General features: G+C 69.7%; 11 protein-coding genes, 1 tRNA gene, 4 pseudogenes and 1 riboswitch. Of the genes and pseudogenes, 11 read left to right on the top strand and 5 right to left on the bottom strand.

All coding sequences use genetic code 11. The annotated features are described in order from the left end of the window. The first annotated feature begins 48 nt into the window (after positions 1-48). Positions 49-828, top strand: coding sequence for an alpha/beta fold hydrolase (locus tag ACQPY0_RS01395; RefSeq protein ID WP_432983377.1), 780 nt, complete (start codon positions 49-51; stop codon positions 826-828). On the opposite strand, the gene ACQPY0_RS01390 is transcribed toward ACQPY0_RS01395, so the two are convergent. From ACQPY0_RS01390 to ACQPY0_RS01380, 3 genes and pseudogenes are all read right to left on the bottom strand, one after another. Then, positions 812-2728, bottom strand: coding sequence for a DUF6541 family protein (locus tag ACQPY0_RS01390; RefSeq protein WP_432983374.1), 1917 nt, complete (start codon positions 2726-2728; stop codon positions 812-814). The genes ACQPY0_RS01395 and ACQPY0_RS01390 overlap by 17 nt on opposite strands. 134 nt (positions 2729-2862) lie before the next feature. Then, the gene (locus ACQPY0_RS01385) at positions 2863-3633 is read right to left on the bottom strand and encodes an endo alpha-1,4 polygalactosaminidase (protein ID WP_432983371.1); all 771 of its coding nucleotides are present in this window, start codon (positions 3631-3633) and stop codon (positions 2863-2865) included. Positions 3634-3910: 277 nt separating this feature from the next. Continuing rightward, positions 3911-4012, bottom strand: a pseudogene (locus tag ACQPY0_RS01380) (hypothetical protein); the annotation flags it as partial. Between the two features lie 179 nt (positions 4013-4191). Between ACQPY0_RS01380 and ACQPY0_RS01375 the strand changes: the two are divergent. Beyond that, the gene (locus tag ACQPY0_RS01375) at positions 4192-5961 is read left to right on the top strand and encodes a proline--tRNA ligase (protein ID WP_432994902.1); all 1770 of its coding nucleotides are present in this window, start codon (positions 4192-4194) and stop codon (positions 5959-5961) included. A 580-nt stretch (positions 5962-6541) separates the two neighbouring features. On the opposite strand, the pseudogene ACQPY0_RS01370 reads toward ACQPY0_RS01375, so the two are convergent. Continuing rightward, positions 6542-6927: pseudogene (locus ACQPY0_RS01370) on the bottom strand (transposase); the annotation flags it as partial. Between the two features lie 690 nt (positions 6928-7617). Here ACQPY0_RS01370 and ACQPY0_RS01365 point away from each other — a divergent pair. From ACQPY0_RS01365 to ACQPY0_RS01345, 5 genes and pseudogenes are all read left to right on the top strand, one after another. Continuing rightward, positions 7618-8169 carry a septal ring lytic transglycosylase RlpA family protein gene (locus tag ACQPY0_RS01365; protein WP_432983368.1) on the top strand — a complete coding sequence of 184 codons (552 nt, stop codon included), beginning with the start codon at positions 7618-7620 and terminating at the stop codon, positions 8167-8169. 47 nt (positions 8170-8216) lie between these two features. Next, positions 8217-8415, top strand: a pseudogene (locus ACQPY0_RS01360) (serine/threonine-protein phosphatase); the annotation flags it as partial. A 125-nt stretch (positions 8416-8540) separates the two neighbouring features. Beyond that, positions 8541-9341 (top strand): annotated as a pseudogene (locus ACQPY0_RS01355) (PP2C family protein-serine/threonine phosphatase); the annotation flags it as partial. Positions 9342-9533: 192 nt separating this feature from the next. Then, a complete protein-coding gene (locus ACQPY0_RS01350; protein WP_432983366.1) occupies positions 9534-10391 on the top strand; it encodes a LamG-like jellyroll fold domain-containing protein in 858 nt (285 codons plus the stop codon). Between the two features lie 102 nt (positions 10392-10493). After that, positions 10494-10629: riboswitch (cyclic di-AMP (ydaO/yuaA leader) on the top strand. 11 nt (positions 10630-10640) lie between these two features. Next, entirely contained in the window at positions 10641-11636 is a 996-nt protein-coding gene (locus ACQPY0_RS01345; protein WP_432983363.1) for an NlpC/P60 family protein, read from the top strand. Between the two features lie 35 nt (positions 11637-11671). On the opposite strand, the gene dcd is transcribed toward ACQPY0_RS01345, so the two are convergent. Beyond that, the gene (gene dcd / locus ACQPY0_RS01340; protein ID WP_432983360.1) at positions 11672-12250 is read right to left on the bottom strand and encodes a dCTP deaminase; all 579 of its coding nucleotides are present in this window, start codon (positions 12248-12250) and stop codon (positions 11672-11674) included. 670 nt (positions 12251-12920) lie between these two features. Between dcd and ACQPY0_RS01335 the strand changes: the two genes are divergently transcribed. From ACQPY0_RS01335 to ACQPY0_RS01320, 4 genes are all read left to right on the top strand, one after another. Continuing rightward, complete coding sequence (locus ACQPY0_RS01335; RefSeq protein ID WP_432983357.1) at positions 12921-13427, top strand: pyridoxamine 5'-phosphate oxidase family protein; 507 nt, start codon at positions 12921-12923, stop codon at positions 13425-13427. Positions 13428-13436: 9 nt separating this feature from the next. Beyond that, positions 13437-13507, top strand: a tRNA-Gly gene (locus tag ACQPY0_RS01330). Between the two features lie 480 nt (positions 13508-13987). Next, positions 13988-14224 carry a hypothetical protein gene (locus tag ACQPY0_RS01325; RefSeq protein WP_432983354.1) on the top strand — a complete coding sequence of 79 codons (237 nt, stop codon included), beginning with the start codon at positions 13988-13990 and terminating at the stop codon, positions 14222-14224. Further along, positions 14221-14565 (top strand): type II toxin-antitoxin system PemK/MazF family toxin, encoded by a 345-nt coding sequence (locus ACQPY0_RS01320; RefSeq protein ID WP_432983351.1) that lies wholly within the window; start codon positions 14221-14223, stop codon positions 14563-14565. Before ACQPY0_RS01325 ends, ACQPY0_RS01320 begins: the two co-directional genes overlap by 4 nt. The last annotated feature ends 55 nt before the right edge of the window (positions 14566-14620 follow it).

The following is a 14620-nucleotide window of genomic DNA, read 5'->3' as shown; positions in this document are numbered from 1 at the left end:
AAAGACATTAGGCAACCGAAGATCGAGTCGAATCCCGGAAAAGTGCCAGTGCGATTCACCAATGACGGCCTGACGTTCGCGGCCGACGACAGCGGGGCCGGCGGGGACGCGATCGTGCTGCTGCACGGCTTCCCGCAGGACCGGGCGGCCTGGGCCGGGGTCGCGCCGCTGCTGGCCGCGCAAGGGTTGCGGGTGCTCGTCCCCGAGCTGCGCGGCTACACCCCCGACAGCCCGGGGAAGCGGGAGGCGTACACCTTGGACGCCCTGACCACCGACGTGCTCGCGCTGGCCGACCAGGCCGGCCTCGACCGCTTCCACCTGGCCGGCCACGACTGGGGCGCCGCCCTCGCCTTCCACGTCGCCGGCCGCCACCCGAACAGGGTCCGCACGCTGACGGCGTTCTCGGTCCCGCACCGCGGCGCCTGGGCCCGCCCCGGGCTCCGGCAACTGCGCAGATCGGCCTACGTGGGCCTCTTCCAGCTACCGGTCCTGCCGGAGCTGGTTCTGACCCCGCGGCTCCTGCGGCGCCGTCTGCGAAGAAGCGGCCTGGACGAGTCGCACGCGCACCGCTACGCCGAGGCGAGGAGCAGACGAGCCCTCAACTGGTACCGCGCGATGCGCCTCGACTCCGAGTTCCCTCGCGTGGCCGTGCCGACGCTGTTCGCGTGGGGCGACGGCGACGAGTACGTCACCGAGCGGCTGGCGCGGCGCTGCGGCGAGTGGGTCGACGGGGAGTACACCTTCGAGATCCTGCGCGGCGTGCGCCACTGGATCCCCGAGATGCACCCCCGCCGGGCCGCGGAGCTGGTGCTCAGCCGGTGCCACTGATCGAACGCACGTCCCAGAGCCAGACCCCGTCGACGAGCCGGCCGGGCTCGGCGTCGCCGGCCACGAGCTTGTCGATCGTGTCGCGGATGACCGTCACGTTCGGGTATCCGGCCGGCAGAACGAGGTTGGTCGCCTTCCAGAACCGGATGTCGGCGCGCATCGCGTCGCGCTCCTTCTGGCTCGGGTCCGGTGCGGTCTTCTGGCCGCGGGCCCAGTTGAGGTACATGATCGAGTCGCGGTAGCCGGGGCCGAAGTGCCCGAACTTGTCGTCCGGGACGGTGTCGTTCGGGCCGAGGAAGTACCCGGCGGTCATCTTGACCTCGAGGTTCGTCGCCGTCGACCAGCGCATCATCCTGAGGTTGTCGTCCCAGCCGCCCGGCATCGGGGCGACGACCGGGTTCCGGGGCAGCTTGGTGCGCCAGTTGCCGTCGGTGAACAGCTCCGGGATCGGCGGGCGGCCGTCGACCGGCTGCGGGGTCGGGAAGAGCGGGATGAGCGCGGCCAGGATCGCCACACCCCAGACCAGCGCGAGCCGGGGGCTGCGGCGCGGGGCCGGGTCGGCGGAGCCGCCGCTGCCCGAGGCCGGGCGCGGCGCGGGCGGCGGCACGTCGGTGGCGGCCGGGCCGGACGAGCCGACCAGCACCGGCTCGGGCTCGAGGGCGGGCTCCGCCACGGTGACGGTGGCCGGGCGGCGGAAGCGGTCGACGACCAGCTTGTCGACCAGCAGGGCCAGGCCGACGCCGACGCAGACCGTGACGACCAGGCCCAGCCGGGTCGGCACCACCGAGTCGAAGATCGGCAGCTTGCTGATCCACTTCCACGGGCCGTGGACGCGGGTGTGGTCGACGCCGTTGAAGCGGATGATGTCGCCCAGCGACATGATCATGAAGACGAAGCCGGTGATGAGCAGCGCGCGGGCCAGCCGGTTGCGCCACAGCGCGATCGCCCCGGCGACCAGGACCACCACGAGCGGCCAGCCGAAGAAGCTGTTCTCCTCGCTGGCGTTGCCGCGGTTGAGCCGGGCGGCCTCGACGGTGTCACCGGCGATCGAGAAGCGGCCGAACTTGACGTACGAGTACGCGTCGAGGTTGATCGCCCGGACGGCGGCGTCGAGGCCGTGGTAGGCCTGGGGACCGAAGAACTGGAAGTAGAGCGGGTAGGCGAGCACGGCCCCGGCCACCACCAGCGTCACGGCGGACTTGGGCAGCACGATCTTCGCCAGGCCCGGCAGCTGCTTCCAGGGCACATACGCGAGGATGAAGATCGCCAGCGTGAGCGCGGTGAAGAACAGTATCTCCTCGTTGATGCCGGCCTGGGCGATCACGAGCGCGGCCAGCACCAGCCCGTGCTTCCACACCTTGCCCGGGTGCCGCATGCGCAGCACGGTGGCGATGATCAGCGGGATGAGGTACTGCCCGGCGATGTTCGGGTGCCCGGCGATCTGCGACATCATGGCGGGCGCGAAGCCGAGGAAGGCACCACCGACAGCCGCGGCGAGGCGGGAGCGGCCGAGTTCGCGGCTGAACAGCCAGTACCACGAGCTGGCGGTCCCGGCCAGGGCCAGCGTCGAGATGATCGCGAACGAGACGCCGGCGCCGAGCCACAGTGTGATCGGGGTCAGCGGCAGGGAAAGGGCCAGGACGGACGTATTGCCCATCAGGTTGACGCCCTGCGGCGAGTTGATCTCGTCGGAGAAGAAGGGCGACTCGCCCTTGGTGAACACCTCGGTGGCGTGGGTCAGAAACCACTCGAACTGGAAGTAGTCCTGGAAGTTCAGCTGCAGGTAGCGCCCGTTGGGGTCGACCCACAGGCGGCCCAGCACATATACGGCGCCGAGGACGAAGCCCAGCACCACAAGCGCGTCGACGGCCTTGGCCGGCACTCGCCCCCGAATCGTCACCCGACGGAGTGTAGGCGAGGCTTATAACGGGTCAAGACCTAGCTGCACGCCGTAGTGCTCGCAGCCAGGGCCGCGTTCGAGGCGGCACGCGCGGCCCCGTCCACCGCTCGGATGTCACAAACGGGGCGCGGGGTTCAGCATGCGGCGCGAAACGCGTCCAGGCTGAGTTTCTTGCGGACGTTGCCGAACCGCAGCGACGCCGGGGTGGGGCACTGCGCGGCACTGTACTCCACGTGGAAGACCGGCTTGCCGTTCGCGGTGAACGGGGCGAGCAGACCGCACTCCTTGTACTTCACGCACGACTCGTTGACCGCGAAGTCGAACGCCGGCTGCAGTGCCCGGACCTGGTCGAGGTCGTTCTTGAGCCCGACGGCGAGGCCGAGGGAGTGCGCGAGGTCGGCGACGCGGCGGTTGAACGTCAGCTGGTCGGCGGCGGTGAGCGGGAAGCCGGTGTCGTTGCTGTATCCGTCCATGTTGTCGGGGTCGACGGCGTCGAAGCCCTTGGCCTGGCAGTCGGCGAAGCGCGCGGCCAGGATCGGGCGCAGCGTGTCCCAGGCGCGCACGTCCAGCCACTGCTCGCCGGCCCAGCCGTCCAGGGCCTTGCCGCGCACCGCGGCCGGGAACTTCGCGGCGTCGGCGCGCCAGTTCTCGTACGAGCCGGCGTCGACGTAGCACACGACCTTCCGGCCGGCCTGGTGCAGCGCCGCTACCTGGGCCTTCGTGGAGTCGGCGCCGTCGATGTCGTACACCTGCGCGTTCACGCTCGTGTCGAGCTTCCCGGTGAACTGCATCTGCCAGCTCAGGCCGACGGCGGGCCGCCAGCGGGTGGTCGCGGCGGAAGCGGGCCCGGCCGTGGCGAACGCGGCGGCGGTGACGGCCAGAACGGTGGCGAGGAGGCGGCGCATGGACCCGACATCGGCGGCCGCGATCCCCGGGCCGGGTGAAAGCCGGGTGCGGGTTCAGTGCGCGACGAGTCCCGTGAGCCGGCCCGTGGCGACGGTGTGCGCGTCGAGGGCGGCCTGGCGGCCGGCGCCGTCGTGGTGCGTGCCCGACGGTGGGCAGGGCGGGGTCCAGCCCCTGCGGCCGGCGGAGTCCTGGGTGAGCCGGTCGTCGTCCTTGCCCGGTGGCGCCGGCGGGCACGTCGAGCACGATCCAGTGCACGTTGGTGCCGCTGGGGGCGTCCTGGTCGTCGACGACCAGGGCCTTCGCGCCCCGGGTGTCGCCCGACCAGGCGAGGCTGGGGGCTCGGCCGGCACCGGCGCAGGTGAAGCCGGGGCTGGTCACGGGTCAGCATCGCCGGCACATTGTCCGTTTTTTTCGGAAATATCATCATCTGAGCAGGCGGCCAGGCCGGGACGCATACCGGCCGTACTGCCGGGGCGCCCCGAAACCCGCGAGACCGCGAAATGGCCGGTTCGGTATCGTCCAACGTGACGGAAACGGCCATGAGAAGGTGGACACAGATGGTCCTGAAGATGTCCTCGCTGTTCCTGCGGACGCTGCGCGAGGATCCCGCCGACGCCGAGGTGACCAGCCACAAGCTGCTGGTCCGCGCGGGCTACGTGCGCCGCGTCGCGCCGGGCATCTTCACCATGCTGCCGATGGGCCTGCGGGTGCTGCGCAACGTCGAACGGATCATCCGCGAGGAGATGGACGCGGCGGGCGGCCAGGAGCTGACGTTCCCGGCGCTGCTGCCGCGCGAGCCCTACGAGGCGACGGGGCGCTGGACGGAGTATGGCGACACGCTCTTCCGCCTCAAGGACCGCCGCCAGGCCGACTACCTGCTCGGCCCCACGCACGAGGAGATGTTCACCCTCACGGTGAAGGACCTGTGCTCCTCGTACAAGGACCTGCCGCTCACGCTGTACCAGATCCAGTCGAAGTACCGCGACGAGGCGCGCCCCCGGGCCGGCATCCTGCGCGGCCGCGAGTTCGTCATGAAGGACTCCTACTCCTTCGACGTCGACGACGACGGCCTGCGCGCCGCCTACGGCCGCCACCGCGAGGCCTACATCAAGATCTTCGAGCGGTTCGGCCTCGACTACGTCATCGTCTCCGCGATGAGCGGCGCGATGGGCGGCAGCGCCTCCGAGGAGTTCCTGGCGCTCGCCGAGATCGGCGAGGACACGTTCGTACGCTGCGCCAACGGCGACTACGCGGCCAACGTCGAGGCGGTCGTGACCCCGCCACCGGCCGCGTTGCCGATCGAGGGGCAGCCCGCGGCGAAGGTCGTCGACACGCCCAACACCCCGACGATCGAGACGCTGGTCGACCTGTTCAACGGCCGCGCCGACCTCAAGCGCGACGACCGGGCCTGGACCGCGGCCGACACGCTCAAGAACGTCATGCTCACGCTGACCCTGCCCGACGGCAAGCGGGAGCCGCTCGCCGTCGGCGTACCCGGCAACCGCGAGGTCGACCTGCGCCGGGTCGAGGCGGTCGTGTCACCGGCCGAGGTGGCGCCGATGACCGAGGCCGAGTTCGCGGCGCATCCGGCGCTCGTCAAGGGATACATCGGCCCCGGCGTGCTGGGCGAGAAGAACTCCTCGGGCATCCGATACCTCGTCGACCCCCGCGTCGTGGACGGCACGAGCTGGATCACCGGCGCGGACGAGCCCGGCCGGCACGTGACGCACCTCGTCGCCGGCCGCGACTTCACCCCCGACGGCACGATCGAGGCGGCCCGCATCCAGGACGGCGACATCTGCCCGGTCGACGGCGGCGCGCTGGAGCAGGCCCGCGGCATCGAGATCGGCCACATCTTCCAGCTCGGCCGCAAATATGCGCAGGCCCTCGGCCTGACGGTGCTCGACCAGAACGGCAAGGCCCAGGTCGTGACCATGGGCTCCTACGGCATCGGCGTCACCCGGGCCGTCGCCGTGATCGCCGAGCAGACCGCCGACGAGCGCGGGCTATGCTGGCCGCGGGAGCTCTCCCCCGCCGACGTGCACGTGGTCGCGGCCGGCAAGACCGACGAGATTCGCGACGGGGCGGCGGCGCTGGCCGCAGACCTGGAGGCGGCCGGCCTGACCGTGCTGCTCGACGACCGCAAGGACGTCTCGCCGGGCGTAAAGTTCAACGACTCGGAGCTCATCGGCGTGCCGACGATCGTCGTGGTCGGCAAGCGGCTGGCCGACGGCATGGTGGAGATCCGCGACCGCCAGACCGGCGACAAGTCGGAGGTCGAGACCCCGACGGCGGTCCAGGCCGTGCTCTCAGCGGTCCGCCCCTAATTCCGTACGCCAAGTGCCCGGCCCGGTCCACCAAGCACACCGGGCCGAGGCGCAGCCGCAGGACCCGACCGAAACCGTGACCCAGCCCCACCGCAGTGCCTGAGCAAAACGTGACCCGGCGCCGCCACGCTATCCGAGCGAACCGTGACCCAGCCGCGCCGCGGCACCTGGCCAAAACGTGACCCGGCGCCGCTGCGGAATCCGAGCGAAACCGTGACCCAGCGCCGCTGCGCTATCCGAGCGAACCGTGACCCGACCCTGCGCCGGGTCCCGGGCCGCGTGTGCCGCTCCTCCCCGGCGGCCGTCGCGGTCGGGGCACCTGGGCGGCGGGGTCGAACCGGGCGGCGTCGCGGTCACCGGCCCAGTTGATCGCCGAACCCCCTGCCTGGTCCACCGCACTGACACCGCCCCTGCCTGGCGTCCCGACCGCCAACCCGGCCTGGCCCAGTTCGGCTCTGCGCGAACGGAACGGGCAACGACCCCGTGGTCCGGGTTGAGTCTTGCCTCGATCGAACCGCAGCGCGAAGCCGCCCGCAGGAACCCGGCCCCGTCGGTCCACACGAACGTGTAGTGGGGCCGCATCCAGAGGCCGGTTGCGGAACGCCTCGACCTGCGCGTCGAGGTGCGCGGCCATCGCCGGCACCTGGGTGCGCGACAGCGACGCGATGCCGAGCAGCTCGAGAGCTTCTCCACCCGCCGAGTCGACACCCCCACGGTAGTGACAGCTTCGGGATCGCCAGCTCCACGGTGCCCGCGCGGGTGGTCCCAGTCCCGGTGCCGGTAGCCGTTGCGCTGGTTGGTGCGTTCGTCGCTGCGCTCCCCGTAGCCGGCACCGCACAGGGCGTCGGCCTCAGCGGACATGAGCGCCTCGGCGAACGTTTTCACCCTCGTGCGCAGCAGATCGGGTGACGCGGACTCGATGTGCTCGCGCAGGAACGCGGCACCATCCACGCTCACAGATGCCATCGCTTGGTCTCTCCTTCGCAGCTTCGATCACTTCGAAGGATCAAGCGGTGGCTGTTCCTATTCCGGTCATCTCGCCCAGACCGGGCGAATCGCACACCACCTCACAGGGCGCAGCCCCATCGCGGCTCGGCCGCGGCGGCCGTGTCCGTGTCGCATCCGCCCGCCGCGTCCGCGCGGCTCTCGTCCCCCACGTCCGCCGCGTCCGTGGTGACCGCTCAACCCCCATTGTGGCCAGGTCACGCGCCACTGACCGCGCAACCCATCACGGCCAGGTTGCGCGCCGTAGACCGGTCGACCCCATCACGGCTGGATTGCGCGCCGTTGACGGGTCGACCCCATCGCGGGCCCGCGTCCGTTTCGTTGGCACCGGCAGACGACCCATGTCCTCCGGTCCGCGCCGGGCCGGCTTCCGCCTGATTTGTCCGCTGCAGTCCGTAATCGGAACGGCTGCGGCCCGGCGCGCTGCACCCTCTGGAGTTCGGCCGAACGGGTTCTTGCTGCATCGGCCGAACGGTCGGAACTATGCGGGCAAATCACCACATCAACCGCCCTTCGGTTTGACTGGCGGCCGGGAGGGGCCGATACGTTCGGTCACGGACTTGCTGTCGACGAAGGGTGCAGACGTTGTCCGGCCGACATTCCGTTGTGGGTCGCCGTCACCTCATCCCATTGATCGCTGGGGTCGGTGCCGTGATCGTTCTGATCGGCGGTGCCATCGCGACCGTCAACCTTGGCTCCGACGATCCCAAGACCGTCGCCGCCGACGCGCCCCGCAGCCCGCAGGAGCGTGCGGACCGCGGCGAGCGTCCCTCTCCCACCGCGTCGCCCTCCGCCGAGCCGTCCGCCGCCCAGGCGCTCGAGTCTGTGCAGGTCACGGCCTCGCCGACGCCGTCGAAGACGCCCACCAAGAGCAAGTCGCCGACGAAGGCGCCGACCACCACGGGGGCGGCCGAGGTGGCGAGCAGCGGCACCTGCGAGGTGTCGTACTACGCTGATGGGCAGAAGACCGCCAACGGCGAGAACTTCGATCCCAACGGGCTGACCGCGGCTCACAAGACGCTGAAGTTCGGCACGATCGTCCGGGTCACGAACCTGGCCAATGGCAAGTCCGTCGACGTACGGATCAACGATCGCGGACCCTTCGTGGCGGGGCGCTGCCTCGACCTTTCCAAGGGCGCCTTCGTGACGATCGCATCGGTGAGCGCCGGTGTCATCAACGCGAAGTATGAGGTACTCAAGTAAGGCAGACCCGGCCGTTTGATGGAGCGGTCCGGCGGTCGGTTGGTGGCATGCTGTTGGCCGGACCTATGAAACGTCAGCTGCTTCCCGAGGCCCGCGCCGGTGTCGGCGCGGCCTTCGTGCTGCTCGCGCTCGTGCTCGCCGCCGAGGTCGCCGACGGCTACCAGGCCGACTACGTCGGGCTGCTCGCGGCCGCGCCGTTCCTGGCCGCCGCGTTCGCGTCCTGGCCCGAGGTGCTCGCCGTCGGCAGCGCCTCGACGCTGCTCGCCTTCATCTTCTGCTCGATCGAGCTGATGCACAGCCGCGACCGCGCGCTCGTGCTGATGCTCAACCTCGGCTTCGTGATCGTGGCCAGCGGCATCGGCTCCGCCGTCGGGGCGATCCGGCAGCGGCAGATCGCGCGCTACGCGGAGCTGTCCCACCTCGCCAGCGTCGCCCAGGGCGCCGTCCTGCGCCCGCTGGGCCCGCAGGTGGGGCCGCTGACGGTCGCCGCGCGGTACATCTCGGCCAGCGCCGCCGCCGACATCGGGGGCGACCTCTACGAGGCGCTCGACACGCCGTACGGCGTCCGGATGATCATCGGCGACGTGCGCGGCAAGGGCCTTGAGGCCGTCCGGCTCGCCAGCATCGTCCTGGGCTCGTATCGCCATGTGGCGTTCGAGCGCGCCGACCTGCGCGCGATCGTGGCCGACCTGGATCGGGCGGTCGCCCGGTCGCTCGGCGACGAGGACTTCGTGACCGCGGCGCTGATCGAGGAGCGGGGCGGGACGCTGACGATCGTCAACTGCGGGCACCCGGCGCCGCTGCTGCTGCGCCGGGGCCGGGTGATTTCGCTCGACCCGCCGTCCAACGCGCCGCCGCTGGGGTTCATGCCGGTCGTCAAGCCGCGGGTGGAGCGGCTGGAGCCCGGGGACCGGCTGCTGTTCTTCACCGACGGGCTGGCCGAGGCGCGCCGGGACGGGCAGTTCTTCCCCACCGCGGAGCGGGCGCAGCGGCTGCTCGGGCACGGCACGGTCGCCGACGGGCTGAAGTCGCTGGAGAGCGCGCTGGTCGAGTGGGTGCGGGGGCGGCTGGACGACGACATCGCGCTGGTCCTGGTCGAGTACCAGGGCGTGAAGCAGCAGGCCCAGGTGCCCAGCTGGGAGATCGGCGGGGCCGGGGTCGCCTCGTCGTAGGCCCTTCGGGCGCCTGCGCTTCCGGTCCGGGTCTTGGCCACGCGGACCTGGCAGGGAGGCCCCCCAGGGCCGACCGGTCTCTGGCGGGAGCAGCGGTCCGCAGGTGATGCGGACCCGAGCCATCATGCTCTTGGGCGACAGCCCTGTCGATTTCCTGCGCGGCCGGGCGGTTTCGGGGCAGCATGTCCGGTTATGCGCCATCGACGGCGGTTGTTGCTGTGTGCCGGACTGGCCGGCCTTGTCGTAGCTGCCGGGTTCGTCGTTCGGTGGGCGAGCGCCCCGCCCGCCCGGGAGCTGGCCGAGCCCGTCACCGGGTCGACGCCGTCGCTCGCGATCGGCCACGCCCCGGGCGCGCCGGCGTCGCCCAGCGGGTCGCCCGCGGCTTCGGTTGAGCCACATGGGGACATCACCGTTCGGTACACGTTCGACAACGGGCTGTCGGAGCCGATCGGGGACGCCGGCGGGCGGCTCGGGCTGCGGTCGCGGCGGGCCGAGGGCGGGGAGCTCTCCGCGGTGCCGCACGACGGCGGACTCGCGGTGCGGTTTCCGCCGCGATGTGAGCATTACGGTGCACAGAGTTGCGCACGGGCCATCCTGCAGAGCGGGCGGGCCGGCTTTCTCAATCCCGGACGTGGATCCATAACGTACGGCGCCAGCGTCCTGGTTCAACCGAACGAGACTTCCAAAGGCGCCAATGTTGTGCAGAAAGGGTTCTCGGTCGGTGACAGTCAGTTCAAGCTGCAGGTCGACGGGGTGGCCGGACAGCCCAGCTGTGTGATTGTCGGCACTTCTTCCGCCACCATTTTCGTGGCCATGGCGTCCCGTAGCGTCGCCGACGGGCGGTGGCACCGGCTCGCGTGTTCGCGCGGTAACGCACTGCTCACGGTGGCCGTGGACGGGGTCGAGGCGGGACGGACGGCGATTCCGTCGTCACTGTCGATAGCGAACGACGATCCGATCTGCATTGGCGGTAAGGGAACGAGTGCGAACAACGACCAGTTCGTGGGCATAATCGACGACGTGTTCGTCACTCGATTCGCGCGACCTTAGCGACAAATCGGACAAGAATCGCGCACTGACTTGAACCTGGGAACCTGGCCCCCTTAACGTGAATTCCCGTCGGCTGGATGTCCGCGACCACGACGGTCGCGCCGGGCGGCACCGCCGAGTCGAATTTCCGAGCCGGGGACCCAAGTGTTTCACCGGGGTGAATCCGCAGTAACACGCGGTAGGGCGACCTTCCCGCCCGAACCCGTCAGCTAACCCGGTAGGCGGCCTGGAAGAAGGAGTAACTCCTCGGTGGAGACCCATCTGAGGTGGACGAGGCGGCCCAACCGTCTGGTACGGCTCCTCGTCGCCACCCTCGGCGGTCTGTCCCTCGCCGTCGGCATCACCGGGCTTGCGCACGCCGAGCCCACGCCCGGCGAGATCGAGAAGCAGATCGACGAGAAGTGGAACCAGATCGAGCCCGTCGTCGAGCAGCACAATCAGCTCAAGCTCGAGCTCGCCGCCAACAAGACCAAGCAGAAGCAGCTCGAGGACCAGATCGCCCCGCTGCGCACCCGGGTCGACGCCGCCTTCGACAAGGTGACCGCGTTCGCGGTGATGCAGTACAAGACCGGCCGCGTCTCGAAGCTCGACGCGATGCTCACCACCGGCTCGCCTGACACGTTCATCGACCAGATGACGCTGCTCAACATGGTGGCCAAGGACGAGCAGACGCGGATCAAGGACGTGCTGGTCGCCAAGCAGCAGTACGACGCCCAGAAGGGCCCGCTCGACGAGCTGGTCGCCAAGCAGGCCGAGCAGGAGGCCGCGCTGGCGAAGCAGGAGCAGCAGATCAACGCCGACATCAAGAGCCTGCAGGCGATGCGGCTGGACGCGTACGGTAACGGTAACGGCACCGGCAGCCTCAAACCGGTGGCCTGTCCGTACGAGTACACCGGCGGCCCGGGTGCCAAGGCCGCGCAGATCGCCTGCCAGCAGATCGGCAAGAAGTACGTGTGGGCCACCGAGGGCCCGAACACGTTCGACTGCTCCGGCCTGACGCTGTACGCCTGGAAGCAAGTCGGCTACACGCTGCGCCACTACACCAATTGGCAGTACCAGGACACCAAGCGCGTCACGCGTGCCGACCTCAAGGCCGGCGACCTGGTCTTCTTCTTCAGCGACCTGCACCACGTGGGGCTGTACGTCGGCGGCGGCTGGATGGTGCACGCACCGAATCCCAGCGCACCCGTCCAGATGAAGAAGATCGACCAAGAACCGATATCCGGATACGGCCGGGTGGCATGAACTTTGGGGCGGGCCTTCGGGCCCGCCCCAAACTTTTACTGCGTAGGCCAGGTGCGCCAGTTCTGCCAGGAACGGCTCGGGGTCGGGCCGCGCTGCCCCTGGTACCGCGAGCCGTAGACCGCCGAGCCGTACGGATGCTCGGACGGCGACGAGAGCCGGAAGATGCACAGCTGCCCGATCTTCATGCCCGGCCACAGGCGGATCGGCAGGTTGGCGACGTTGGACAGCTCCAGCGTGACGTGCCCGGAGAACCCGGGGTCGATGAAGCCGGCGGTCGAGTGCGTCAGCAGCCCGAGCCGCCCAAGGCTGGACTTGCCCTCCAGCCGCCCCGCCAGCTGGTCGCCGAGCGTGATCACCTCAAGCGTGGAGGCGAGCACGAACTCGCCCGGGTGCAGCACGAACGGCTCCCCGTCGCCGACCTCGACCATCGAGGTGAGATCGTCCTGCTGAATGGCGGGGTCGATGTGTGTGTAAAGGTGGTTGTTGAACACCCGGAACCACCGGTCGAGCCGCACGTCGATGCTGGACGGCTGCACCAGCGCTTGATCGAACGGTTCGAGGCGCAGTTGGCCGCCTTCGAGCTCTTTACTGAGGTCACGGTCGGAGAGCAGCACCCTCTGAGGTTACGGGTCGCCGTGCCGGCCCGGACCCGCGGTGCCCTCTCCACACCCCCAACCACCCGCGCGACGCCAACGTCCCCCGCCGCTGTCACGGTTCCCGGCGCTCGGCCGAATCTGCTGTCGCCCGCTCCCCGCGACACCCGCGTCCCACCACTGGCGTCGACGCGCCACCACGGGACGGCTGTCAGGTCCGCCTAACCCCTTCCACGGTTCCCGCGCCTCGACCACCCCCGCGACGTCCACACCCTCCAGCCGCTCCTGTAGTTCCCCGCGCCCCAGCTATCCCGCGATGCCCCCTCAGCCGGCCCGGCCCGCCCCGCACCGTCCACCTTCTCCGTTCACGGCCCCATCGGCCGCGCCCCGCTCACCCGCGAGACGCCGCCTCGTCCCTCACCCCGGTAACGCCCACTCCCGCCTCAGCCCCTGTCCTCGTAGTGTTCGTTTCGTCCGCCGCCGCCACCAGGCGCCCTTTTCATGACATTCGCCGCTATGTCCAACTAATCCGCGCTGAAGTGCGAAAGAGCCCCCCGCAGGTGTACGCCCAGTGGCGCGAAGATCTCCAGCGCCGGCAGCTGGGATATGGCCGCCGCTTCAGTGTGCTCATTCGTTGCCTCGTTCGGGGAATCCCACCACGATAGTACACGTGTTCGAGTACTTTGGAGACATGGCAACGTGGGCTGACTTCGCCACGGCCGAGCCCTCCCTGGCGTCGGCCATTCGCACGCTCGTCTGCCAGTACGGCCCAGGCCTGGGCTACCTGGCGACCGTCCGCCCCGACGGCGGCCCCCGCATCCACCCGGTGTCCCCGGTCATCACGGACGAGGGCCTGTTCTGCTTCGTCCTGGCCTCCCCAAAGCGCTACGACCTGGACCGCGACGGCCGATACTCCCTGCACAGCTTCCCCGCGACAGACTCCGACGACGAGGCATACCTCTCGGGCCGCGCCACCCCGGTGACCGACGAGACCCGGATCACTCACCTGGCGACGTTGACCCGCGCCGCCGACGGCATCGACTGGAAGCTCTACGAGTTGACCGTTGACGTGGCAATGCTGGTCCACCACGAGACCCCAACGACGTCAACCCGCACCGTATGGAAGGCCCGCAAGAGCCAAATCCCAAGAGCAAGACAGAATGGTCCGTGCGCGACGGCCGCGGATTCGGTACAGTAGGCGTCGCTCGCGGGTGTAGTTCAATGGCAGAACATCAGCTTCCCAAGCTGACAGTGAGGGTTCGATTCCCTTCACCCGCTCGGTCCTAGGGTCTCTCCGTCCGCGAAAGCGCGGACCGGGGGACCTCGCCATTTCTCCTGGGGCCCGAGCCCCAGACCCCACGGTGGGTGGTCGCCCTCCAGCCGCGTCCCTCGGTCCGTAGGGCGGCTTTGGCCTGCCCTTACGGGCTGGTGGAGGTGCACCCGTCGAGCTTGCGTCGAGTGCTACCGCAAGTCTGGCCGGGAGAGGCGCGGTGAGCGTGGCACCGCCGGATTCCAGGCGGGATGGTTGGGGCTCGTCGTGCTGGCGCGCTCGGCAAGTTTGCTCCGGATGGGCCCGAGTTAGGTGCGACGGTCGTACACCCACTTGGCCGAGCAGGAGCAACGCCCACGCCTGCACGCCCACGGGTCGCAATGCGACAGCAGTCGCATAGCCGTGGCAAGACAACCATGTATACGCAGCCGTAGACGGCACTGTCATCAGGTCGGTATCGTTGAGGCATGGGTAGCGTAATGATCCGGGTGGACGAGACCACCCGCGACGACCTGACCCGCGTCGCCAGCGAGGACCTCGGTGGCGCGTCGGCGGACGAGGCGATTCGTCGGCTGTTGGCCGAACACTGGCAGATGAAGGCCATCGCCGCCTTGGACGCATACCGGGCGAACGATCCGGAGGGCTGGGCCGAGTACGTAGCCGAGGCCGACCAGGAAGACCGGGCCTCCGCGCCGGCGGCCGACGCGTGGGACGAGGCTGCGTGACGGTCATCCAGCCGTGGCAGGTCTGGTGGGCCGACCTCGACCCTACCGAAGGCCGTGAGCAGGCAGGCCGCCGTCCGGTACTCGTGGTCTCCAGCGCGTTCCACCTGCGGCTGACCGGGGAGACACTGGTCACCGTGCTCCCAGTGACGACGCGGGAGCGCTCCGGCTGGCTACACCGCGTTCCGGTGCGCCCCACGAGCCGTCCAGTCGGGTTCGTCATCACTGAACAGGTACGGACTATCGCCCGGGCGCGTCTGCAGGGACATCGGCCAGCGTGGGTGCTCACCGACGAAGAGATATCGGCCGTGAAGACGGTGCTAAAACAGATGATCGATGTGTAGTCGGTCGACAGAGCCATCGAGATCGCTTGCCGGCCGTTAGCTCGTCTCGGCGGTG

It is taken from the genome of Dactylosporangium sp. CA-233914 (assembly GCF_050942935.1).
Taxonomy (GTDB): Bacteria; Actinomycetota; Actinomycetes; order Mycobacteriales; family Micromonosporaceae; genus Dactylosporangium.
Note: the sequence above shows the minus strand (reverse complement) of the source record. Positions and strands in the feature narration are given on the sequence as shown.

Excerpts from the sequence above, each read along its gene's own strand:
- ACQPY0_RS01335 (WP_432983357.1), top strand. The coding sequence starts at position 12,921 with ATGGCAACGTGGGCTGACTTCGCCACGGCCGAGCCCTCCCTGGCGTCG.
- ACQPY0_RS01350 (WP_432983366.1), top strand. The coding sequence starts at position 9,534 with ATGCGCCATCGACGGCGGTTGTTGCTGTGTGCCGGACTGGCCGGCCTT.
- ACQPY0_RS01385 (WP_432983371.1), bottom strand. The coding sequence starts at position 3,633 with ATGCGCCGCCTCCTCGCCACCGTTCTGGCCGTCACCGCCGCCGCGTTC.
- ACQPY0_RS01375 (WP_432994902.1), top strand. The coding sequence starts at position 4,192 with ATGGTCCTGAAGATGTCCTCGCTGTTCCTGCGGACGCTGCGCGAGGAT.